Origin of the sequence: Pseudomonas baltica, from assembly GCF_031880315.1 — a bacterium.
Lineage (GTDB): Bacteria > Pseudomonadota > Gammaproteobacteria > Pseudomonadales > Pseudomonadaceae > Aquipseudomonas.
Genome location: NZ_CP134771.1, coordinates 6,520,848 through 6,541,316 on the forward strand (window position 1 = coordinate 6,520,848; position 20,469 = coordinate 6,541,316).

18 protein-coding genes are annotated in these 20,469 nt (G+C 61.9%); 6 read left to right on the top strand and 12 right to left on the bottom strand.

Going from position 1 to position 20,469, the window contains the following annotated elements:
* Positions 1-57 precede the first annotated feature (57 nt).
* Together REH34_RS29555 and REH34_RS29560 are read left to right on the top strand one after the other, a co-directional pair.
* Positions 58-888, top strand: coding sequence for a CoA ester lyase (locus REH34_RS29555; protein WP_311970217.1), 831 nt, complete (start codon positions 58-60; stop codon positions 886-888).
* Between the two features lie 91 nt (positions 889-979).
* A complete protein-coding gene (locus REH34_RS29560; protein ID WP_311970218.1) occupies positions 980-1,822 on the top strand; it encodes an NAD-dependent protein deacetylase in 843 nt (280 codons plus the stop codon).
* A gap of 13 nt (positions 1,823-1,835) precedes the next feature.
* On the opposite strand, the gene REH34_RS29565 is transcribed toward REH34_RS29560, so the two are convergent.
* The 6 genes from REH34_RS29565 to REH34_RS29590 all read right to left on the bottom strand — a co-directional run bounded on the left by REH34_RS29565 (position 1,836) and on the right by REH34_RS29590 (position 8,975).
* Complete coding sequence (locus REH34_RS29565) at positions 1,836-3,020, bottom strand: MFS transporter (protein WP_409373206.1); 1,185 nt, start codon at positions 3,018-3,020, stop codon at positions 1,836-1,838.
* A 94-nt stretch (positions 3,021-3,114) separates the two neighbouring features.
* Positions 3,115-5,196: a transketolase gene (tkt, locus tag REH34_RS29570; RefSeq protein ID WP_311970219.1), complete on the bottom strand. Its 2,082-nt coding sequence runs from the start codon at positions 5,194-5,196 to the stop codon at positions 3,115-3,117.
* 254 nt (positions 5,197-5,450) lie between these two features.
* Complete coding sequence (locus REH34_RS29575) at positions 5,451-5,729, bottom strand: DUF2790 domain-containing protein (RefSeq protein ID WP_311970220.1); 279 nt, start codon at positions 5,727-5,729, stop codon at positions 5,451-5,453.
* A gap of 403 nt (positions 5,730-6,132) precedes the next feature.
* Positions 6,133-6,411 (bottom strand): DUF2790 domain-containing protein, encoded by a 279-nt coding sequence (locus REH34_RS29580; RefSeq protein WP_311970221.1) that lies wholly within the window; start codon positions 6,409-6,411, stop codon positions 6,133-6,135.
* A gap of 189 nt (positions 6,412-6,600) precedes the next feature.
* The gene (locus tag REH34_RS29585) at positions 6,601-7,419 is read right to left on the bottom strand and encodes an HDOD domain-containing protein (protein ID WP_226502619.1); all 819 of its coding nucleotides are present in this window, start codon (positions 7,417-7,419) and stop codon (positions 6,601-6,603) included.
* A 95-nt stretch (positions 7,420-7,514) separates the two neighbouring features.
* A complete protein-coding gene (locus REH34_RS29590) occupies positions 7,515-8,975 on the bottom strand; it encodes a SulP family inorganic anion transporter (protein ID WP_226502620.1) in 1,461 nt (486 codons plus the stop codon).
* 241 nt (positions 8,976-9,216) lie between these two features.
* Between REH34_RS29590 and mapR the strand changes: the two genes are divergently transcribed.
* The gene (gene mapR / locus REH34_RS29595) at positions 9,217-10,626 is read left to right on the top strand and encodes a GntR family transcriptional regulator MpaR (protein ID WP_311970222.1); all 1,410 of its coding nucleotides are present in this window, start codon (positions 9,217-9,219) and stop codon (positions 10,624-10,626) included.
* Positions 10,627-10,672: 46 nt separating this feature from the next.
* Here mapR and REH34_RS29600 read toward each other — a convergent pair whose 3' ends face one another.
* Together REH34_RS29600 and REH34_RS29605 are read right to left on the bottom strand one after the other, a co-directional pair.
* Positions 10,673-12,124 (bottom strand): sugar porter family MFS transporter, encoded by a 1,452-nt coding sequence (locus tag REH34_RS29600; protein ID WP_311970223.1) that lies wholly within the window; start codon positions 12,122-12,124, stop codon positions 10,673-10,675.
* 130 nt (positions 12,125-12,254) lie between these two features.
* Complete coding sequence (locus REH34_RS29605; RefSeq protein ID WP_311970224.1) at positions 12,255-13,316, bottom strand: NAD(P)-dependent alcohol dehydrogenase; 1,062 nt, start codon at positions 13,314-13,316, stop codon at positions 12,255-12,257.
* 187 nt (positions 13,317-13,503) lie between these two features.
* Here REH34_RS29605 and REH34_RS29610 point away from each other — a divergent pair, with 187 nt between their 5' ends.
* Both REH34_RS29610 and REH34_RS29615 read left to right on the top strand, forming a co-directional pair.
* The gene (locus tag REH34_RS29610) at positions 13,504-14,901 is read left to right on the top strand and encodes an ATP-binding protein (RefSeq protein WP_311970225.1); all 1,398 of its coding nucleotides are present in this window, start codon (positions 13,504-13,506) and stop codon (positions 14,899-14,901) included.
* A complete protein-coding gene (locus tag REH34_RS29615) occupies positions 14,901-15,572 on the top strand; it encodes a response regulator (protein WP_311970226.1) in 672 nt (223 codons plus the stop codon). Before REH34_RS29610 ends, REH34_RS29615 begins: the two co-directional genes overlap by 1 nt.
* Positions 15,573-15,650: 78 nt before the next feature.
* On the opposite strand, the gene REH34_RS29620 is transcribed toward REH34_RS29615, so the two are convergent.
* From REH34_RS29620 to REH34_RS29630, 3 genes are read right to left on the bottom strand one after another with little or no spacing between them, the layout of a single operon-like run.
* On the bottom strand, positions 15,651-16,631 hold the full coding sequence (locus REH34_RS29620; RefSeq protein WP_409373207.1) for a lysylphosphatidylglycerol synthase domain-containing protein: 981 nt from the start codon (positions 16,629-16,631) through the stop codon (positions 15,651-15,653).
* Positions 16,628-17,911, bottom strand: coding sequence for a cardiolipin synthase ClsB (gene clsB / locus REH34_RS29625; RefSeq protein ID WP_409373208.1), 1,284 nt, complete (start codon positions 17,909-17,911; stop codon positions 16,628-16,630). Before clsB ends, REH34_RS29620 begins: the two co-directional genes overlap by 4 nt.
* Positions 17,908-18,720: an endonuclease/exonuclease/phosphatase family protein gene (locus REH34_RS29630; RefSeq protein ID WP_226502626.1), complete on the bottom strand. Its 813-nt coding sequence runs from the start codon at positions 18,718-18,720 to the stop codon at positions 17,908-17,910. Before REH34_RS29630 ends, clsB begins: the two co-directional genes overlap by 4 nt.
* A 292-nt stretch (positions 18,721-19,012) precedes the next feature.
* On the opposite strand from REH34_RS29630, the gene REH34_RS29635 reads away from it, so the two are divergent.
* Positions 19,013-19,444 (top strand): nuclear transport factor 2 family protein, encoded by a 432-nt coding sequence (locus tag REH34_RS29635; RefSeq protein ID WP_226502852.1) that lies wholly within the window; start codon positions 19,013-19,015, stop codon positions 19,442-19,444.
* A 91-nt stretch (positions 19,445-19,535) separates the two neighbouring features.
* Here the strand turns inward: REH34_RS29635 and REH34_RS29640 are convergent, their stop codons facing one another.
* Positions 19,536-20,432, bottom strand: coding sequence for a LysR family transcriptional regulator (locus tag REH34_RS29640; protein ID WP_311970227.1), 897 nt, complete (start codon positions 20,430-20,432; stop codon positions 19,536-19,538).
* Positions 20,433-20,469 lie beyond the last annotated feature (37 nt).

A 20,469-nucleotide genomic window follows, 5' to 3' on the forward strand; every position in this document is an offset into this window, starting at 1 on the left:
GTCGTCATTCAGACGGGCATCGGCCCTATCGCCCGCAGACCCATTTGGAGCAGCCGCATGAATCAGCTCTATCGCAGTGCCCTGTTCGTTCCCGGCAGCCGCCCCGAGCGTTTCGCCAAAGCCCTGGCCAGTGGCGCGGATGCTGTGATCGTCGATTTCGAGGATGCCGTGGAGGAGGGGCTCAAGGCCCAGGCCCGCGCCCAGCTGGGCATTTTTTTTGATCTGCATCCCTCCGTACAGGTGTGGGTGCGGGTGAACGCCGCCACGCATGCCGAGCACACCGCCGACCTGGCTTTTTGCAGCGATCGCCCACAGGTGTCCCATGTCGTCCTGCCCAAAGCCGAAAGCCATGGGCAGATCATCCGCGCGGCGGCAACTGGCAAGCCGGTGGTGCCGATCATCGAGAGCGCCACTGGGGTGTTGCAGCTGGGCGAGATCGCCCGCAGCCCGGGGGTCGCCACCCTGGCCTTTGGCGGCATCGATTACGCGCTTGACCTGAACCTCAACGACGGCACCCCTGGGGCTACTTTTGCCCTTGACCAGGCGCGGTTGGCAGTGGTCCTGCATGCCCGATCGGCGGGGCTGGCCGCGCCGTTGGATGGCGTGTTCCCGGCCATCGCCGACGAGGCAGGGCTACGCGCAGCCATCGGCCATGCTCGAGACATGGGCTTTGCCGGGACCCTGTGCATCCACCCACGGCAGGTAGCGCCGATTCATGCGGTGTTGAGCATCGACGCCGCTCAGGTGGCCTGGGCCGAGCGAGTGGTGGCCCAGGCGGCGCAAAACGCCGGGGCCTTTCAGCTCGACGGCCAGATGATCGACGCACCCGTGCTGGCCCGCGCCCGGCGCCTGCTCGCGCAGCCGAGCGCCGACCTCACGGCGGGGTAATGGTCGACAGACGCGGCAGCATCGGCCTGGATGGTTTAACCTCTCTGTCACGTGTATCACGCAGTATCCGACGCAGCGACGGAGACTCCTCATGCTCGATAATGATGTCCAGGCAGCGTTGAGCGGGTTGTGCGAACGCATGGCCGACCGCTCGGTGCTGGTGCTGACCGGCGCGGGTATCAGCACCGCGTCCGGCATCCCCGACTACCGCGATACCGAAGGCGTGCGTCGTGGCAACGCGCCGATGATGCACCAGGAATTCATCGGCTCGGCCAGCGCCCGTAAACGCTACTGGGCGCGGGCCATGTTCGGTTGGCACGGCGTCGGTCTGGCGCGGCCCAACCCCGCGCACCAGGCGTTGGCCACCTTGCAGCAGCGTGGGCGGGTCAGTGCCATCGTCACCCAGAACGTTGACGCCCTGCATGACCTGGCCGGCAGCCGTGGCGTTATCGAGCTGCACGGCAACCTGCACCGCGTGGTGTGCCTGGATTGCGGCCGCAGCCTGGCGCGCCCGGACGTGCAGGCGCTACTTGAAGAACAGAACCCCAGCCTGCTCAATGTGCACGCCGTACTGGCCCCTGATGGCGACGCGCAACTGGCCGCGCACTTTCTCGATCAATTCGTGATGCCTATCTGCCCGAGCTGTGGCAGCGATCGGCTCAAGCCAGACGTGGTGTTTTTCGGCGACGGCGTTGCGCCGGCCACCGCCGAGGCGGCGCTGCAAGCGGTCGAGGCGGCCGACGCGATGCTGGTGGTTGGCAGTTCGCTGATGGCCTATTCCAGTTATCGGCTGTGCCAGGAGCTGTCGCGCCAGGGCAAGCCGCTGATGGCGATCAATCTGGGCAGGACCCGCGCCGATGCGCTGTTGACGGTGAAGGTGCAGGCACCGTGCGAGCAGGTGCTGCCGTTGTTGACCGAGCTATTGGCGGGTTGACCGAGCGCTGTGGCTAACGCGCGACTTCACGTCTCAGCAGTGCGACCAGCACAATGTTCGACAGGGCCAGCGCGACCAAAACCGCGAAGGTAACTGTCGCGCCAAAATGCTGCTGAATCAGCCCGCCGACAATAGGCGTGAGCGCCTGGCCAATTAATGTCGGGCGCGCTACTCGCCCAAGCACCAGCGGATAGACCTTGGCGCCGAACAGCGCCAGCGGCAATGTCCCGCGCACGATCGAGCGAATCCCACTGCCTGTGCCGTACAGGATCATGCCCAGCACCGCCAGGCCAGGCTCGGCCATGATCATGATCAAGCCGATGGCGACCATGGCGGTGGAACCGAGCATGCTCCAGATCGGGTGCGCCTTGCGCGCGAACAGTACTTCGACTACTCGCGCGCCAACCTGACTGGGGCCGATCAGTGCGGCGATGGCCAAGGCCGTTACCAGGGTCGCACCGCGTGCCTGCAACAGGCTGATCAGTTGCACGGAGATGGCTGTCATGATCACTGCGGCGAGAATGAAACTGGCCGTCATCAGCCAGTAGACTCGACCCTGCGGTGCTGGCAGGTGCTGCTCCTCGGTCGGCACGCCAGCGGCCTCGGTGGTGGGCGCCTTGATGGCCTGAGGCGGCAGGGTAAACAGGTAGATCGGCAGCACCAGCAGCATCAGCATCGCGCTATAGGCCAGGCAGGCACCACGCCAGCCCAGATGCTCGACCAACAGCGCCACCAGTGGCCAGGTAATGCTGGTGCAAAAACCTGATACCAAGGTGACTTGAGTGATCGCGCCGCGGGCGTTCTTGCCGTAACGCTGGCCCAAGGTGGCGAATAGCGGGTCGTAGAGGCCGGCGGCCATCCCCGTACCGATGATCAACCACGCACCGACGAAACAGGGCAGGTTGGGCGCGATCGCCAACAGCAACAGGCCGATCGCCAGAATCGGGCTACTGGCCAGCAGCATCGGCCGGCCACCAAAGCGGGTGATCAGCTTGCCCACTGCGGGTGCCAGCAGGCCCGATATGAGGATACCGACCGATAACGAACCATAGACCCAGGATTGCGCCCAGCCAGTATCGTGGACGACAGCGGCAGCCAGTACGGCCGTGAGATAGAAGGACCCGCCCCAGGCGATGATCTGGGCGATGCCGAGCAAACTGGAGTGGATGATCGAAGGGCGAGCAGGCAAAACGGTCACTGGGGTCTCGACGTGGGTAGTGCTGGGAGAGCGCTATTGTGCCATGTCGCTGGGCTGTAGCAAGGCGCTTGGGGCGCCTTGCTACACGGGGGGATTACTGACCCAGCTGCTGCTTGGCCAGCTTCACGACGTTATCGACATTGAAGCCGAACTTGGCCTGCAGCTTGGCCAGTGGCGCCGAACCGCCAAAGCTGTTCATCACCACCTTGGCGCCGCTTTGCCCGACATAGCGATCCCAACCCAGCGGGCCGGCCTGCTCGATCGCGACCCGCGCCTTGATGGCCTCGGGCAACACCTGCTCGCGGTAGGCGGCGTCCTGTTCTTCGAACAGCTCCCAGCTCGGCAGCGACACTACCCGCGCGGCGATGCCTTGGCTTTGCAACTGTTCATAGGCGTCTACCGCCAGACTCAACTCGCTGCCTGTAGCCAGCAGAATGACCTGCGGCTGGCCATTCTCGGCATCGGCCAGCACATAGCCACCCTTGGCCACCCCGGACGCAGGGGCATAGCGACTGCGGTCCAGGGTCGGCAGGTTTTGCCGGGACAGGATCAGGCACGACGGCTTGTGGGTCTGGCTCAGGGCAACCTTCCAGGCCTCGGCGGCCTCATTGGCGTCGCCCGGGCGCAGGGTCAGCAAGCCAGGGGTGGCGCGCAGTTGGGTCAGGTGCTCGATCGGCTGGTGGGTAGGGCCGTCTTCGCCGACCCCGATGGAGTCGTGGGTGAACACGAACACGACCGGAATCTCCATGATCGCCGCGAGGCGGATGGGCGGCTTCATGTAGTCGCTGAACACCAGGAAAGTCGAGGTATAAGAACGCAGATAGGACAGCGCCAAGCCGTTGGCGATGGCCCCCATGGCATGCTCGCGAACGCCAAAATGCAGGTTCCGACCGCTGTAATTGGCGGCGCTGAAGCTGCCCGCACCCTCGAACGTCAGATTGGTCTTGGTCGAAGGAGACAGGTCGGCAGAACCGCCGATCACCCACGGGATCTGTTCAGCGAAGGCGTTCAGCACCTTGCCGCCCGAAGCGCGAGTAGCGATGCCTTTGGCGTCGGCCTCGAACACCGGCAGTTTCGCCACCCAGCCATCCGGCATTTCACCGGCACGCATGCGCTTGAGTTCCTCGGCGAGGGCCGGTTCAGCCTGGGTCAGGCTTTGCAGCGCCTGGTTCCAGGTGCTGAACTGGCTGTCGGCACGTTGCACCAGCGTATCGTGCAGCACGGTGCGGATCTGCTCCGGAACATCGAAGCTGACATCCGGGTTGACCCCGTAGGCGGCTTTGGCCAGGCGGATCTCGTCCTCGCCCAACGGTTCACCGTGGGCGGCGGCGGTGTTCTGCTTGTGCGGCGCGCCGTAGCCAATGAGGCTGTCGACCACAATCAGGGTCGGCGCATCCGTGGTGTTGCGGAAGGTCTCCAGGGCCTTGGCAAGTGCCTCGGTATCGTTGGCATCCTTCACGTGCAAGGTGTGCCAGCCGTAAGCACGAAAGCGCGCCGCCACGTCGTCGCTGAAGGCCAGCTCGGTGTGGCCTTCGATGCTGATGGTGTTGTTGTCGTAGATCCAGCACAGGTTGGCCAGCTTGAGGTGCCCGGCCACCGAGGCGGCTTCGGAGCTGATGCCTTCCATCATGTCGCCGTCACCGCACAGGGTGTAGACCTTGTAGTCGAACAGCGTGGCATCGGGGCGGTTGAAGCGTTCGCCTAACCAGCGTTCAGCCATGGCCATGCCGACGCTGTTGGCGCAGCCCTGGCCCAGGGGGCCGGTGGTGGTCTCCACGCCCGTGGTGATGCGGTATTCGGGGTGCCCGGGGGTCTTGGAATCGAGCTGGCGGAATTGCTTGATGTCGTCGAGGCTCACGGCGGGCTTGCCGGTGAGTTTGCCGTCGGCGTCGATCTCATCGACACCCGCCAGGTGCAGCAGCGAGTACAACAGCATCGAAGCATGGCCGACCGAAAGCACGAAACGGTCACGGTTGGGCCAGTCGGGATGCTGCGGGTGGTAGCGCAGGAAGCGGCTCCACAGCGTGTAGCCCACTGGCGCCAGCGCCATCGGCGTGCCAGGGTGGCCGGAATTGGCCTTCTGCACGGCGTCCATGGACAGGGTGCGGATGGTATTGATGGCGAGGAGTTCTTGAGCGCTGTTGTGCTCGATGTTCGATGGGGCAGAAGAGGGCATGACAATGATCCTTTAGCCTTGGAACGGGTAGAAAAAATGATTCAGCTCGTAAAGCTGACCACTGCCACCGCCCTGAGTTGCCTTGGAATCATGAAAGCTTGGGTAAATACGCAATATAAAGGCAATAAAAAACCGCTGTTAATTACGGAAGCGTAATTGCCAGCGGCTTTTATTTGAAGCGTGTTGATAATGTCGTGCTTGCTATTTTCGGTATCGAGAATCGGTTTCGGTCATGGTTTGGCCACGCCGAGGACTCAACCATTCTGGCAACCATTACCCATGCGGGTGTATTCGAGGCTATGGGTAACACCTTTGCTGTCGACATATACCATGTTGGCATTGGTGGTGCCGCAAGTGTCGGGGTCATCCGCTTTAATGCTGACCACTTTGGCGATATCCAGGTGCTGCGAATAGTTATATTCAACGGTGGCCGGCTGTGCGGGGTTGACAGTGACCCGGTCCAGCGAAGCCGGTTCGGCAGCGGCGGCAAATACGCTGAACAGAGACAAAGCGGCAAACAGTGGATATTTCATAGGGTGAACTCCATTTGATTTAAGTCGGGAGCGAAGCATGTATTTCGCTCCGGTGATTGAATTCTAGGCGTGATCATGAAAACCCAGAAATATTGCTTGTCAATACAATACATCATCAAAAATGATTGTTGCCGTCGACGCTGCTTGAGCGGTATGCCGCAACAGGCCAGATGCGGCGCCAGACACCTTCACAGGCTCCGCGCCATAGGGCTTGCACACCCACCGAGGGCACGCGAGCCAGCGTCATGTGCTAGTGCCGAAAGGAATATAGGAGCGATAGAAGCCGCTGCAAAATACAAGGTAGTAATTACCCGCGGTTTCTGACGGGAACGTTTTGATGAGGATTCAGTCTGAGCACCCGCTTTGCATATCGGCGCAGATCCCTATCCCCTATATCCAACGATTACCCATTCTGGCATCCGTTACCCAGACGCGTATATTCCAGGCTGTGGGTCACACCTTTACTGTCGACATACACCATATTGGCGTTGGTCAGGCCGCAAGCATCAGGGTTGTCAGCTTTGGTACTGACGACTTTGGCGATGTCCAGGTGTTGCGCGTAGTTATATTGAACCGTGGGGACTTTCGCGGCATTTACAGTCACGGGCGCCAATGTGGCGGGCTCGGCGGCTGCGGCCAATACGCTGAACATCGACAGGGCGGCAAAGAGGGCAACTTTCATGAGGGTGACTCCAGTTAGTTTAGGTCTGGAGCGAATCACATGTTTCGCTCCGGTAACTGAAGTTTAGGCGTGCGCGTCGAATTGCAGAAATACCAGAGATCGATACAACACATCATCGAAAATGATCGCGCTAGGTAACGATGGCTTAACGTCAAGGCCGCGAGGGGTGCATCCCCTCGCTGAAAGTGATCAGGTCAACAGCTCGGAGAACGCTTTGTCGGCCTCCAGCACCGCCGGGAGCGCCGCGAACAATGCCTCGAGCTTGACACCCTCGAACAACGGCCCGTTGACGGCCTCCAGCGCCTCAGGGGTCACGCCGCCGTGCTCTTCCAGGGCGTCAGCGATGAGGATGGCCTGGGCGACGATTCTTGGCTGTGGCGTATTGGCCGGCGCTTTCAGCGGCTGCGCCTGATAGGCAATGGCGTCCTGAATCACCTTGGGCAGTTGCCAGCGTCTGGCCAGCTCGGCACCGACTTCCGGATAGCCAAAACCCAATTGCAGGGTTTCGTTGGCAACCCGACCGGCACCACCGCGCCCGCTGTTGATACGTGCCGCAATCTCTGGCGCGCCGGTCTGGATCAACAATTCACCGATGTTATGCATGACCCCACAGGTAAAGGCGATCTCTGCATCGGCCCCTGACTGCTTGGCCAGCAGCTTGCAGATGCCTGCCACCTGAAAGCTTTTGTGCCAGAACCCCTTGAGATCGAAGTTGGGCCCGGCCTGGAACGCCCCGGTGACGGCCGAGGACAGCACCAGGGTGCGCAAGGTTTCGAAGCCCAGGCGCATGGCAGCGTCTTCGATGCTCGAGGACTCGCGCGACCCCCGAAACCGCGCCGAGTTGGCCAGGCGCAGAATCTTGGCGGCGATGACAGGGTCTTTCTCGATGTTCTTGGCCACGCTGTCGAGGCTGGTTTTAGGGCTGTCGAATTGCTGGAGCAGATCCTGGGCGACCTTCGGAATGCTGGGAAGGGCATGCAGCGACTTGAAGAGGTTTTCGAGTTCCATGGGGGCTACCTTCTGCGACAGATTAACCAACGATAGGCAATTTCCAGCGGAAGGCAAAAAAGCCGTCCTTGTGAGTGTATCTGCCCCCAGAGAGATTAATTGACTGCGATTTTCGCAGCGAGCCCGGCGCGGGTCAGCAATCGCTCGCAGCGTGGCGACAGGTGACTGAGCACAAAGCCCTTGCCGAATTTCTCGTAGCGTGCCGCCAGCCCTTCCAGCGCGGCAATGGCCGAGTGATCGACGACGTGGAGATACCGACAATCGACCACCACCGAATCAGGGTCGTGCTGGGGATCGAACAGCGCCTGGAAGTGCGTGGTCGACGCGAAAAACAAAGTGCCGTGCGGCGTGTAGACCTTGCGCCCCGGGACGCTGTCATCAGCATCGCTGCGCATGTCGCGCGCGTGCTGCCAGGCGAATGCCAAGGCAGCGATGAGAATGCCGCAGAGCACGGCGGTGGCCAGATCGGTGAGCACGGTGATCACCGTCACGGCGACTACTACCACGGCGTCGTTCAGCGGCACCTTGCCCAACACCCGCAACGAACCCCAGGCAAATGTCTGCTGGGCGACCACGAACATCACGCCGGCCAGGGCGGCGAGGGGAATACGCTCGATCCACGGCGACAGAAACAGGATGAACAACAGAATCATGATCCCGCTGACGACGCCAGACAGCCGCCCACGCCCGCCGGAGCTGAGGTTTATGACCGTCTGGCCGATCATCGCGCAGCCACCCATCCCGCCGAACAGGCCGGACACTACGTTGGCCGCGCCCAGGGCAACGCACTCGCGATTGGGTTGGCCGCGGGTCTCGGTCAGTTCGTCGGTGAGGTTGAAGGTCAACAGGGTTTCGAGCAACCCGACCATCGCCATCAGCGCTGCATACGGGGCGATGATCTTCAGGGTCGCGAGGTTCAGCGGCACGCTGGGCCAGTGAAACGCAGGCAGGCCGCCAGCGATGGTGGCCATGTCTGCCAGGGTGCGAGTCGGCAAACCCGTGAGGGCGACCAGCAGGCTGACACCGACGATGGCCACCAATGCCCCTGGTACGGCCTTGGTGAAGCGCGGCAACAGGTAGACGACCGCCATGGTCAGCGCCACCAGCGCCAGCATCACCCCTAGCGGCTGACCGCTCAGCCAGTGGCCGTCGGGCAGCTTGAAGTGATCCAGCTGGGCCATGGCAATGATGATCGCCAGGCCGTTGACGAAGCCCAGCATCACCGGATGCGGCACCATGCGGACCAGCTTGCCGAGCCTGAGCAGGCCGAACAGCGTCATGATCAGACCGCCGAGCACCACCGTCGCCAGCAGATACTCGACCCCGTGCTGCACCACCAGCGCGACGATGACCACAGCCATCGAGCCGGCGGCCCCGGAGATCATCGCCGGACGGCCGCCGAACAGAGCCGTCAGGGTGCAGATGATGAACGCCCCATACAGGCCCATCAGCGGGTTCACCTGTGCCACCAGGGCAAAGGCGATGCATTCAGGCACCAGGGCAAAGGATGAGGTCAGGCCAGCGAGAACGTTACTGCGCAAAGCGGTCAGGGACATGGGCAACCTGGATCAGCACACAGACCTCACCGACACCGGGGCGCGCAAGGCAGTTGTCATAAAAGGGAGGCGTCATCCTAACAGAATTGCAAGCGGATGTGTCTGCCGGGCCGGGATCGGAGCAGGATCTGGCCGTTAGAGAGGGTGTACATCTGATCCGCAAATATCTCCCGACTTTGCATCTGTTCTTTTTATCCCCGGCCCGCCATGATTGCGGCTGTTTGCCTGCTGCGGATCGACCATGAAACGCTACGAGAAATTCGCTGATCAAATCGCCGAAATGATCCGCTCCGGGGTGCTGGCCGCCAATACCAAGGTCCCATCGGTACGCCATGCCAGCCGCACCTACGGGGTCAGCCCGTCGACGGTATTCCAGGCCTACTATCTGCTGGAGGATCGCGGGTTGATTCAGGCGCGGGCACGTTCCGGCTATTTTGTGCGTGAACACGCCATGCAGCCGCTGCCTGAAGCCGACGCCGGCGATGGCCAGGCGCACACCACCGAAGTCGATGTCAGCGAGCTGGTGTTTTCGGTGTTGAGTTCGTTGAAGAACCCCGCGACCGTGCCCTTCGGCTCGGCCTTCCCCAGCCCGGAACTCTTCCCCCTGGCACGGCTGGCACGCTCCATGGCCCAGAGCCTGAAGGCGCTGTCGCCCCACGCGATCGTTGCCGACATGACTGCCGGCAACGCCGACCTGCGTCGCCAGATCGCCTTGCGCTATGGGGTCAGCGGCGTGCATTCGCCGGTCGACGAGCTGGTCATCACCAATGGCGCCATGGAGGCCTTGAACCTGTGTCTGCAGGCGGTCACCCAACCTGGTGATCTGGTGGCGATCGAGGCGCCGGCGTTCTACGCCACGCTGCAGGTGCTGGAGCGCCTCAAGCTCAAGGCCGTGGAAATCCCCGTGCATCCGCGCGAGGGCATCGATCTGCAGATACTCGCGCAGAGCCTGCAACAGTGGCCGATCAAGGCTTGCTGGTTCATGAGCAGTCTGCAGAACCCCCTCGGGGCGAGCATGAGTGACGAGACCAAGCAGGGGCTTTATGACCTGCTGTGCAAGCACCAGGTGCCACTGGTGGAGGATGACGTTTATGCCGAGTTGTACTACGGCGTGCAGCCGCGCAAGCCGGTCAAGGGCTTTGACCGTGAAGGCCTGGTGATGCACTGCGGCTCGTTCTCCAAGTGTCTGGCGCCGGGCTATCGAGTGGGCTGGGTAGCGGGTGGGCGCTTTGCCGAGCGAATCAGGCGGCAACAGTTGATGACCACGATTTCGCCGTCAGTGCCCGCCCAGGCGGCCATCGCCGACTACTTGCAGCACGGTGGTTATGACCGGCACTTGCGCAAGTTGCGCGACAACCTGGAAATGCAGCAAAGCGCGATGCTGGCATCGGCGGCGCGGCATTTCCCGGCGCCAACGCGGGTGACGCGCCCTGCGGGTGGCTATTTCCTGTGGTTCGAGTTCCCTCGCCAAGTGGATTCGCTGCAGCTGTTTCACCAAGCGTTGGAGCGCAATATCAGCCTGGCGCCCGGGCCGATCTTTTCCGCGACCGGGCGCTTCGGCCACTGCGCACGGCTCAATCACGGTTATCCATGGGATGAGCACAGCGAGGCGGCGATGCAGACGTTGGGGGAGTTGTTGCAGCGATTTTGACGTTTCAAGCGCTAGCGAGGGGCTTGCCCCCTCGCTACGGTCATGATCAGGCAGGCACTTCATCCTCGCCCAAGTGCTTTTCCAGATGCCGTTCGATCTGCTCCAGCGACTTGCCCTTGGTTTCCGGTACCCAGATCATCACGAAGATCAGCGAGACGACGTTGATGCCCGCGAAGACCAAAAAGGTAGCGCTGCCGAACAGACTCAACGACAGCGGAAAGAGGAACGCCACCGTGGCGTTGCAGATCCACTGAAAGCACACTGCCATCCCCGTCATCGAGCCGCGCAGATGGGAGGGGAACAGCTCCGACATCAGCAACCAGTAGACCGGAGCGATGAAGGTCTGCATGAACAGCAGAAACATCAAAATGCAGCCCAGTGCCAGATAGCTTTGCATCGGCCCGCTCGGGATCAGGCTCAGCACCAGCCCCAGCGCCACTTGCGCGAGCACCACGAAACTCAGGCCGCTGATCAGCATTGGTCGTCGCCCGATGCGCCCTACCAGCCAGATACCCAGCACCGTAGCCAGCACGGACACGACGCCATTGCCGATGGTTGCGGTCAGCGCAGCATTGGTGCCCAGGCCCGTCGACTTGAGAATGATCGGGGTGAAATACATGAACGCATTGACACCGGTGAACTGGGCGACGAAGCCCAGGGCCATGCCGATGTACAGCAGTTTGCGCGTCCAGGCCTCGCCAAACGCGGCAAACCAGCCCGATTGCTCGTGATCGATCTCGTTCTGACGAATGATTTCTTTCATCTCGCGTTCGGCCTGCTCGGGGTCGGCGCGGATCTCCAGCAGCACCTCCCGCGCTTCGTCGTAGCGGTCCTTGGACGCCAACCAACGTGGCGATTTCGGCACGAAATGCATGCCCACATACAGCAACGCCGCCGGCAGCATGGCAATTGCCAACATGTAACGCCAGACGTGGGGGGTATGGGCGAAGTAGGCGAGCAGGGCATTGGATGAATAGGCCAGGAACTGCCCCAGCACGATCATCAACTCGTTCTGGCTGACCAGCCGCCCGCGCCGTTTAGGCCCGGCCATCTCCGCCAGAAACATCGGCACCGTTGCGGAGGCACCGCCCACGGCCATGCCGAGGATGAAGCGGGTGATGACCATTACGGTTACGTCTGGCGCGAGCGTGCTGCCCAGGGCGCCGATCATGAACAGAATCGCCAGGCCCTTGAGCGCCGTCAGGCGACCGAAGCGATCCGCCAGGTGGCCGGCGAACAGCGAGCCCAGGGCCGCGCCAAGGATCAGCGACGAGGCTACCAGCCCCTCGGTCATGGGTGTCAGGCCCAGGCCGCCTTGATCGGCAGGCAGGGTCATGAACGGCAGCGCACCGGAAATGACCCCGGTGTCATAGCCAAAGGCGAGGGCGCCCATGGTGGCGATCACGGCGACGCGGATGATCAGTCGATTGGCGCGCTTGGCGGCAGCGTCATCGGTTTCGGCGCCCGCAGCGAGCGGGGCAGGGGTGGAGGCAAGCATGGCTGACACGATCCTTTATTCAGAAGACAGGGGCAGTAGGGGTGCCCCTGTAGTCAATGGATCGCGCCGCGACGCAGACGTTCAACACTAAATGGCATTGCGCCAGTTATTGGCACGGAGCGAAAGTGTATCAGGCGGCGGCTTCAGCCTTGAGCGTCGCCATATCGATCACGAAACGGTACTTGACGTCACCCTTGATCATGCGCTCGTAGGCCTCGTTGATGTCCTTCATGGCAATGATCTCGATATCCGAAACGATGCCGTGCTTGGCGCAGAAATCCAGCATTTCCTGGGTTTCACGAATCCCGCCGATCAACGACCCGGCCAGGCTGCGGCGCTTGAAGATCAGATTGAACACGGTAGGCGATGGATGCGGGTGGTCCGGAGCACCGACCAGGGTCATGGTGCCGTCACGCTTGAGCAGACTGAGGAAGGCATCCAGGTCGTGGGGCGCGGCCACGGTGTTGAGGATGAAGTCCAGGCGGTTGGCCTGGGTGGCCATCTCGTCCGGGTTGCGCGAGACCACGACCTCATCGGCGCCCAAGCGCAGACCGTCCTCGCGCTTGCTTTCGGAGGTGGTGAACAGCACCACATGGGCACCCATGGCATGGGCGATTTTCACCGCCATGTGACCCAGCCCGCCGAGGCCGACGACGCCGACCTTCTTGCCGGGGCCGACTTTCCAGTGGTTAAGCGGCGAAAAGGTGGTGATGCCCGCGCACAGCAGCGGCGCCACGGCCGCCAGGTTGTCGGTAGGGGCGATGTGCAGGACGAATTTTTCCTTCACCACCACACTGTCGCTATAGCCACCGAAGGTGTTTTCACCGCCGAACACTGGCCCGTTGTAGGTGCCGGTGAAGCCGTTTTCGCAGTATTGCTCTTCGCCTTCGGCGCAGGAAGCACAGTGCTGGCAGCTGTCGACCATGCAGCCAACGCCGGCCAGATCACCGACCTTGAAGCGCGTCACGGCCGCACCGACGGCGGTCACCTTGCCGACGATTTCATGCCCGGGGACCGATGGATACAGGGTGTTCTGCCATTCGTTGCGCGCGGTATGCAGGTCAGAGTGGCAAACGCCGCAAAACAGGATGTCGATCTGCACATCGTCAGCGCCCGGTGCACGCCGTTCGATCTTGAACGGCTTGAGGCGATCACTGGCGTTTTGCGCTGCGTAGGTTAAGGCCTGGGTCATCTAATGGCTCCTTGAAAGGAAGTCTCATGGGGAAACGGCACAGGACAAGCCTACGCCAACAATGGTTACTGTGTATGAAAACACCGCGGTGCAAATGTGCAGAAAATTTGAAGTTTGCTTACAGCCCTTGTAAAACCGGGCCCTGGCGGCCTTAATGGCTCGATTGTGTACCCCGCCGGCCGCTTTGATGATCAGAACCAGTCTCTCGACCAAGCTCTTTATCGCCGTACTGGCCACCATGATTTCCGTGGTGCTGGCCATGGCGGTGGCCAACGGCGTGAGCTTCTCGCGCGGCTTCCTCGGCTACCTCAACGAGCTCAGCGTGCAGCGCATGGAGTCGGTGCAGCCCCGCTTCGTCGCCGCCTGGCGCCTGCATCAGGATTGGAACTTCGTGCACGACAAGCCACCGGCCTGGTTCGAGCTGATCCGCCCCGATCGGCCAATCAATGAACCCGACGGTGCCCGTTTTGGCCGTCAGACGCCGGTCTCCGACCTGACCGGCGCGGTGTTTCGCATCACCCTGCTGGACGCCGCTGGCGAGCGGGTCATGGGCTACTACCAGATCAGCCAGGATGCCATTCGCCTGCCGATCGATGTCGATGGGCGCACCGTCGGCTGGCTGGCGATGACACCGTTCCAGAGCGTAACGGAAGCAGGCGGCCAGCGGTTCTTCCACAATCAGATGGTCTGGAGCCTGGCGATCGGCAGCCTCTGTGTGCTGCTGGCCGGGCTGATCGCCTGGTGGGTGGCACGCCGCCTGCTGGCCCCGGTGCGCCAGGTGGCCGCCGCCACCCATCGTCTTGCAGCCGGCGACTACGCCGAGCGCGTGCACGTCATCACCGATGACGAGGCCGGGCAACTGGCGCGGGATTTCAACCTGCTGGCGCACACGCTGGAACGCAACGAGCGTCTACGGCGCGACTTTATGGCCGACGTGTCCCACGAGTTGCGCACGCCGTTGTCGGTGTTGCGCGGCGAGCTTGAAGCCCTTGAAGATGGCGTGCGCAAGCCCGATCGCGCAGCGCTGCAATCGCTGCAAGGGGAAGTGGCGCGGCTGGGCAAACTGGTGGATGACCTCTACGAGTTATCGCTGACCGACGTGGGCGCCCTGAGCTACCGCAAGGAAATCATCGACGTGCAGGAAGAGGTCCGCCGCGCGGTAGCGTCTCAGGTCGAACGGTTTCGTCAGCGCCGACTGCACCTGAGCATCGAGGCGCCGCCCTTGGCGCAATGGCTGGCCGCCGACGCCGATCGCTTGCAGCAGCTGTTCACCAATCTGCTCGAAAACAGCCTGCGCTACACCGATCCCGGTGGCGAGCTGCGGGTGATCCTCAACGATGACCCCACGCTCATTCGCATTGACTTCATCGATTCTTCGCCTGGTGTAGACGATCAGCAACTGCCGCGATTGTTCGAGCGTTTCTACCGCACGGAAGGCTCGCGCAACCGCGAGAGCGGCGGGGCGGGCCTGGGCCTGGCGATCTGCGAGAGCATCGTGGCGGCCCACGGCGGCACCTTGACGGCCCAACGCTCGCCGCTCGGCGGGTTATGGCTGAGTATTCGTTTGCCCAAAGGAGCCGCGTAATGGACGCCGCGCATATTCTGGTGGTCGAGGATGAACCCAAGCTGGCCGCGCTGTTGCGTGACTATCTGCTGGCCGCCGGTCACAGCGTGGAGTGCCTGGCCGACGGCTTGCAGGTGATCCCCGCCGTGCAGGCCCGCGAACCGGACCTGATCCTGCTCGACCTGATGCTGCCGGGCCGCGATGGCCTGTCGTTGTGCCGTGAACTGCGTGAGTTCAGTGACGTGCCGATCATGATGATCACCGCCCGGGTCGAGGAGATCGATCGGCTGCTGGGGCTCGACAGTGGCGCCGACGATTACATCTGCAAGCCTTTCAGCCCGCGCGAGGTGGTGGCGCGGGTGCGGGCCATTTTGCGCCGCCGCGAGCCGCGCGGTGCCAGCGCGAGTAGCGCGCTTGCCCTTGATGAAGCTAGCTGGAAGGCCAGTTATCGTGGGGTCGAGATGGACCTCACCCCCGTGGAATTTCGTCTGCTCAACTGCCTGGCCAGCGCGCCGGGCCAAGTGTTTTCCCGGGATCAGTTGCTGGATCGGCTGTATCCGGATCACCGCGTGGTGACCGACCGCACGGTCGACAGCCACGTCAAGAATGTGCGCCGCAAACTGGAACAGATCGATCCCAGTTGCACGCCAATTCAGTCGATTTATGGTGTGGGGTACCGGTTTGAACTGTGAACTGCACAGTGTTTGATCGGGCTTGGATCGGGCCTCTTCGCAGCCGAACGCGAAGGGCCCATAAACATCACCACAGCGCTAGCCTGACTTGCGCGTACGCTGCTCCAACAGCAGATACATCACACAGGAAATCGCCAGCGGCAGCAGAAAATACAGCGCCCGATACCCAATCAGCGCGGCCAGTAGCGCGCCCTTGGAATACTCGCCCTGCAACAGCGTGATAAAGATGGTTTCCAGCACTCCCAGCCCGGCCGGGATATGGGTGATGACCCCGGCAATACTGCTGATCAACAGAATCGCCAGCACCTCGAACCAGCTCGCCTTGGCTGGCAGCAACAGATAGATCAGCGAGCCCATCAAGGCCCAGTTCAATGCTCCGGTCGCCCCTTGCAGCAAGGCAAAGCGAAACGACGGCAAGGTGATCTCGTTGCCACGCACACGCCAGGTGCGTTTGCGCGCAAAGGCGCAGGCCAGCAGATAGGCCACCCCGGTCAGCACCATCGCCACGCCAATCAGGCGCAAGCCAGTGGAACCTAGCTTCATGCCTTCGGGCAGGTTGGGGAATCCTGATGCGAAGACCGTTCCGCCGATCAGCAGATAGCCCAGCCAATTGGTGATCAGCCCGAGGCTGAGTATCCGAGTGATAGTCGCCGCCTTGAGGCCCAGCTTGCCGTACAGCCGATAACGCAGAGCGATGCCGCCCACCCAACTGCTCAGGTTGAGGTTGAACGCATAGCACACGAACGCCAGCGCCAGCACCTTAGGGGCCGGTACATCGTGACCGGTATAGCGCTTGGACAGCAGGTCATAACTGGCGAATACCAGATAGCTGGCCAACATGATGGCCGCCCCCAGCACCAAGGTGCTCAGTTTGTAAGAGCGCAGAGCGTGGCTGACTTCCTGCCAATCCATGTTGCGCACCAGCATGAACAACAGCACCGGCACCATGACGAAACAAAACACGGCCATACCGCGCTTGAGCCAGCGCCACAAAGTGCGCTGGCGGCCCGTAGTGGGCGCGGTGGCTGCGCCGTCGTGTTCAGCGGCGCTCGCTTTCATGAGGCTTTCTCCTGATCGAACGCTGGCGTGACAGGCGTCACTCCAGGCGTCGGTAACATCGGCTTGAGTTTCGGTGAGTGAGCAGGCAGCAGGCCGACGATCGCCGGAAAATGACGCAAGAAGTGGAAGCACACAAAGATGATCGGCGCACGCCACCAATAACCGCGCAATACGCGCTCCAGAGGGATGGACTTGCATTTGGTTTGCGACAGTTCGTGCAAGTGCTCATGGAGTCGGGCGTTGAAGGCGCGATCATCAATGATCAGGTTACCTTCCAGGTTTAGCGAAAGGCTCAGGGGATCGAGATTGCTCGACCCTACCGTCGCCCAACGCTCGTCCACCAGGGCGACCTTGCCGTGCAAAGGGCGCTCGGTATATTCACGAATGACCACACCGTCGCGCAGCAGGTAGTTGTAAAGCAGGCGCGAGCACAAGCGCATCAGCGGTATATCCGGCATGCCTTGCAGAATCAGCGTGACATCGACGCCACGCCGCGCCGCATTGCGCAGTTCGCGCAGGAGTCGATAGCCCGGGAAGAAATAGGCGTTGGCAATGATGATGCGTTGGCGTGCGTGAGTCACCGCATGCAGATAGTGCTGCTCGATATCGTTGGTGTGCTCGGTGTTGTCGCGCACGCTCAGCAACATCCTCGCCTTGGCGGTATCGGCATCCGGCGCCGGGCTGCGGGACAGCCAAGGCCTGGCTGCGCGGGTCAGGCGGCTGGTTTCGTCCATCAGCTTGAGGGTCGCGCGGTGCAGATCGGCGACGATAGGGCCCCGCACACGCATGGCGTAATCCTGCTTGGCCATCGGGCCGTAATCGGCCAAATGATCCGCACAATAATTGATCCCGCCGACAAAGCCGATCTCGCCGTCGATCACGACATGCTTGCGGTGCAAGCGGCGGAACAGGTTGGTCCGCACACCGAACCGCCGTGGTTGCGGATCGAACGCCAGCAGATGGACGCCGGCATCGGTCATGGCGCGGATAAAAGGCGCTTGCAACTCGTCACTGCCGTACCCATCGACGAGCATCTCCACCCGTACGCCGCGCTGCGCGGCATCGATCAGCGCCTGCTGCAGTTCGCGGCCGACCTTGTCGTCGCGAAAGATAAAGGTCTCGATCAAGACTTCTTCACGGGCGCCGCCAATCGCGGCGAACACGCTCGGGAAAAACTCCTCGCCGTTGATCAGCAGCTGCGCTTCGTTGTCGTTGCGCCAGTGTTCGCCGGGGTGAGCGATGAAATCCTGCATCGACGCGTCCTTGCCAGGCGGGCTCATAGGTGCACCTCGACAGCCAGCGGCACGTGATCTGACAAATGGGACCAAGGCTTGCGCGACAGCACCTGGGGCATGAAGGCCTTGGCATTGCGCAAGTAGATGCGATCCAGGCACAGCAGCGGCCAGCGGGCCGGAAAACTGCGAGCCGGCGCACCGAAGGTGTCGACGAAGACTTCGTGCATCCCCGCTTCGGCGAGCATGCCGTCAGCGCGCTGGCGCCAGTCGTTGAAGTCCCCCGCGACGATCACCGGCGCGTCCTCGGGAATGCTTTGCAGCAGCTCACAGAGCAAGCGTAGTTGCTGCTGGCGCTGGGCTTCGCGCAGGCCCAGGTGCACGCAGATGGTGTGTACTTCGCCCTGGCCTGGCACCGCCAGCACTGAATGCAGCAGGCCACGCTCTTCAGTGCCATCGCTTACCGACACGTCGAGGTTGTCGTGGCGCAGGATGGGAAATTTCGACAATAAGGCATTGCCATGCTCGCCATCCGGGTACACCGCGTTGCGCCCGTAGGCGAACACCGGCCACATGCTGTCGGCGAGGAACTCGTATTGCGGGACGTCGGACCAATTGTCGTAGCGCTGACCGTGCTGACGGTGAGTACCGAGCACTTCCTGCAAGAACACCACATCGGCGGACAGCGCCCGCACAGCTTCACGCAGCTCGGGCAGTACAAAGCGTCGGTTCAGGGGGCTGAAGCCTTTATGGGTGTTGACCGTCAATACCCGCAAGACGGTGACCGCAGGGGCGTCCGTGGGCAATGCCGTGGCTGGCGTCGCATGGGCGGCGTCGGCGAGATCCTGGGTGTGCATGAGTAAAGCTCCTGGCGGGTCATTCGCAGTCGTGCCTTGGCAGGCAGCGAGCGTCGGGCGGCTTACGCCAGAGCCGCTTGGGGGAGAAAAGCGGACTCAGAATTTCCGACTGGGCGAGGGGCAAGAAGTTTCAGTGGGGTGCCTGACGGCAAGGGTCGATGGCCAGGACGGGCATTTGATTCAAGCGCCGCAGGACTTGACGTCACCCGGATGAGGGGCATTGCCTTTGTATGATATCGTACGACCCGGCGGCAGGAATGCCCCCTCCAACAACAATAAAAGGAACACCACTATGCACGCACTCAAGCGCAGCCTGATTTTTCTTTGCCTGTTCAGCGGTCTGGTCAATGCATCACCGGCGTCGGATGAAGCCGCCGTCACGGCGGCGGTGGATCGTCTGACGCAGGCGATGCTGCACAAGAATATCGCCGAACTCGAAGCCTTGACGGCGGATAACGTCAGCTACGGCCATTCCAGCGGCAAGGTTCAAGACAAACAGGCTTTTATCGACGATATCAAAACCGGTAGAAGCGGCTTCAACACCTTGAAGATGCTCAACCAGAAGATCGTCATGAATGGTGATGTCGCCCTCGTCAGAAACCATTTCTCGGCTGAAGCGGTGAACAGTGGCCAAGTGGTGCCGACCGAGATCGAGAATTTTCAAGTGTGGCAGCAGCGTGGCGGCAAGTGGCTATTGATTGGGCGGCAGGCTTTCAAATTCTAGCCATCGCGCACCATAAGGCAGAATCTGGCGGCCCGCTGGCCAGACTCTGTTGTTCTCTCTTCCTGCGTGGTTGCCTGCGTTGCAGCAGCCTTCAACGGACAGGCTCCCGACGCAGGATTTCCAGCAACAGCCGAAAAGCCGGCTTGTGCTGGCGTCGGCTCGGATAATAAAGATGGTAAGCCAAGGCCGTCGCACACCAATCCTCCATCACTCTCAGTAACCGACCTTGGGCCAGGTCCTGCGTTACGACATGTTCTGGTACGTACACTAGACCGCTACCTGCCCGAGCGAAATCGAGCATCAGCGCCAGGCTGTTGCACACCAGATGCCCGTCGACGCGCACTTTGATTTCCCGACCGTCCTTGGCAAACGGCCATGACCACAAGCCCCCCGATGTCGGCAGGCGCAAGTCGATGCACTCATGCTCGGTCAGATCTTCAGGCGTGAGCGGTTTTGTCCTGTGGTCGAAATACGCGGGGCTGCCCACCAGGGCCATACGAAACGCGGGGCCTACCGGCAGGCTGATCATGTCCTTGGCCAGTTGTTCGCCCATGCGAATACCGGCGTCGAAGCGTTCGGCGACGATGTCGACGAGGGCATAGTTGTCGCTGATTTCAACCGTGATGTCCGGATAGTCGGCCATCAGCCGGCTGATTGCGGGTGCCAAGGCCCAGGGACTGGCATGTTCGAGGGAGGTGATGCGCAGATTACCCGTCGGCTTGCCGCTCAGTTCACCCAGTTCGCCCAGGCCCGCTTCTATGCCATCGAAGTGCGGCCCGATGGTGTCCATCAGCCGCACCCCAGCCTCGGTGGGGGCGACACTCCGGGTACTGCGCGTCAGCAACTGCACCCCCAGCCGTGTCTCGAGCTTGCGGATGGTACGGCTCAGGGCTGGTTGCGAGATACCCAACTGCGCCGCAGCCTTGGTGAAGCTGCCTTCGCGAGCGACCCTCAGGAATGCCACCAGATCGGTTACCGTGTCACGCATGATTGATGCCTTGAGGTTATAGGTCCATTCCTATCAT

Excerpts from the sequence above, each read along its gene's own strand:
- REH34_RS29555 (WP_311970217.1), top strand. The coding sequence starts at position 58 with ATGAATCAGCTCTATCGCAGTGCCCTGTTCGTTCCCGGCAGCCGCCCC.
- REH34_RS29600 (WP_311970223.1), bottom strand. The coding sequence starts at position 12,124 with ATGCTTGCCTCCACCCCTGCCCCGCTCGCTGCGGGCGCCGAAACCGAT.
- REH34_RS29605 (WP_311970224.1), bottom strand. The coding sequence starts at position 13,316 with ATGACCCAGGCCTTAACCTACGCAGCGCAAAACGCCAGTGATCGCCTC.
- REH34_RS29575 (WP_311970220.1), bottom strand. The coding sequence starts at position 5,729 with ATGAAATATCCACTGTTTGCCGCTTTGTCTCTGTTCAGCGTATTTGCC.
- REH34_RS29590 (WP_226502620.1), bottom strand. The coding sequence starts at position 8,975 with ATGTCCCTGACCGCTTTGCGCAGTAACGTTCTCGCTGGCCTGACCTCA.
- REH34_RS29585 (WP_226502619.1), bottom strand. The coding sequence starts at position 7,419 with ATGGAACTCGAAAACCTCTTCAAGTCGCTGCATGCCCTTCCCAGCATT.
- REH34_RS29610 (WP_311970225.1), top strand. The coding sequence starts at position 13,504 with ATGATCAGAACCAGTCTCTCGACCAAGCTCTTTATCGCCGTACTGGCC.
- REH34_RS29580 (WP_311970221.1), bottom strand. The coding sequence starts at position 6,411 with ATGAAAGTTGCCCTCTTTGCCGCCCTGTCGATGTTCAGCGTATTGGCC.
- REH34_RS29640 (WP_311970227.1), bottom strand. The coding sequence starts at position 20,432 with ATGCGTGACACGGTAACCGATCTGGTGGCATTCCTGAGGGTCGCTCGC.
- clsB (WP_409373208.1), bottom strand. The coding sequence starts at position 17,911 with ATGAGCCCGCCTGGCAAGGACGCGTCGATGCAGGATTTCATCGCTCAC.
- REH34_RS29630 (WP_226502626.1), bottom strand. The coding sequence starts at position 18,720 with ATGCACACCCAGGATCTCGCCGACGCCGCCCATGCGACGCCAGCCACG.
- REH34_RS29635 (WP_226502852.1), top strand. The coding sequence starts at position 19,013 with ATGCACGCACTCAAGCGCAGCCTGATTTTTCTTTGCCTGTTCAGCGGT.
- REH34_RS29615 (WP_311970226.1), top strand. The coding sequence starts at position 14,901 with ATGGACGCCGCGCATATTCTGGTGGTCGAGGATGAACCCAAGCTGGCC.
- REH34_RS29560 (WP_311970218.1), top strand. The coding sequence starts at position 980 with ATGCTCGATAATGATGTCCAGGCAGCGTTGAGCGGGTTGTGCGAACGC.
- mapR (WP_311970222.1), top strand. The coding sequence starts at position 9,217 with ATGAAACGCTACGAGAAATTCGCTGATCAAATCGCCGAAATGATCCGC.
- tkt (WP_311970219.1), bottom strand. The coding sequence starts at position 5,196 with ATGCCCTCTTCTGCCCCATCGAACATCGAGCACAACAGCGCTCAAGAA.
- REH34_RS29620 (WP_409373207.1), bottom strand. The coding sequence starts at position 16,631 with ATGAAAGCGAGCGCCGCTGAACACGACGGCGCAGCCACCGCGCCCACT.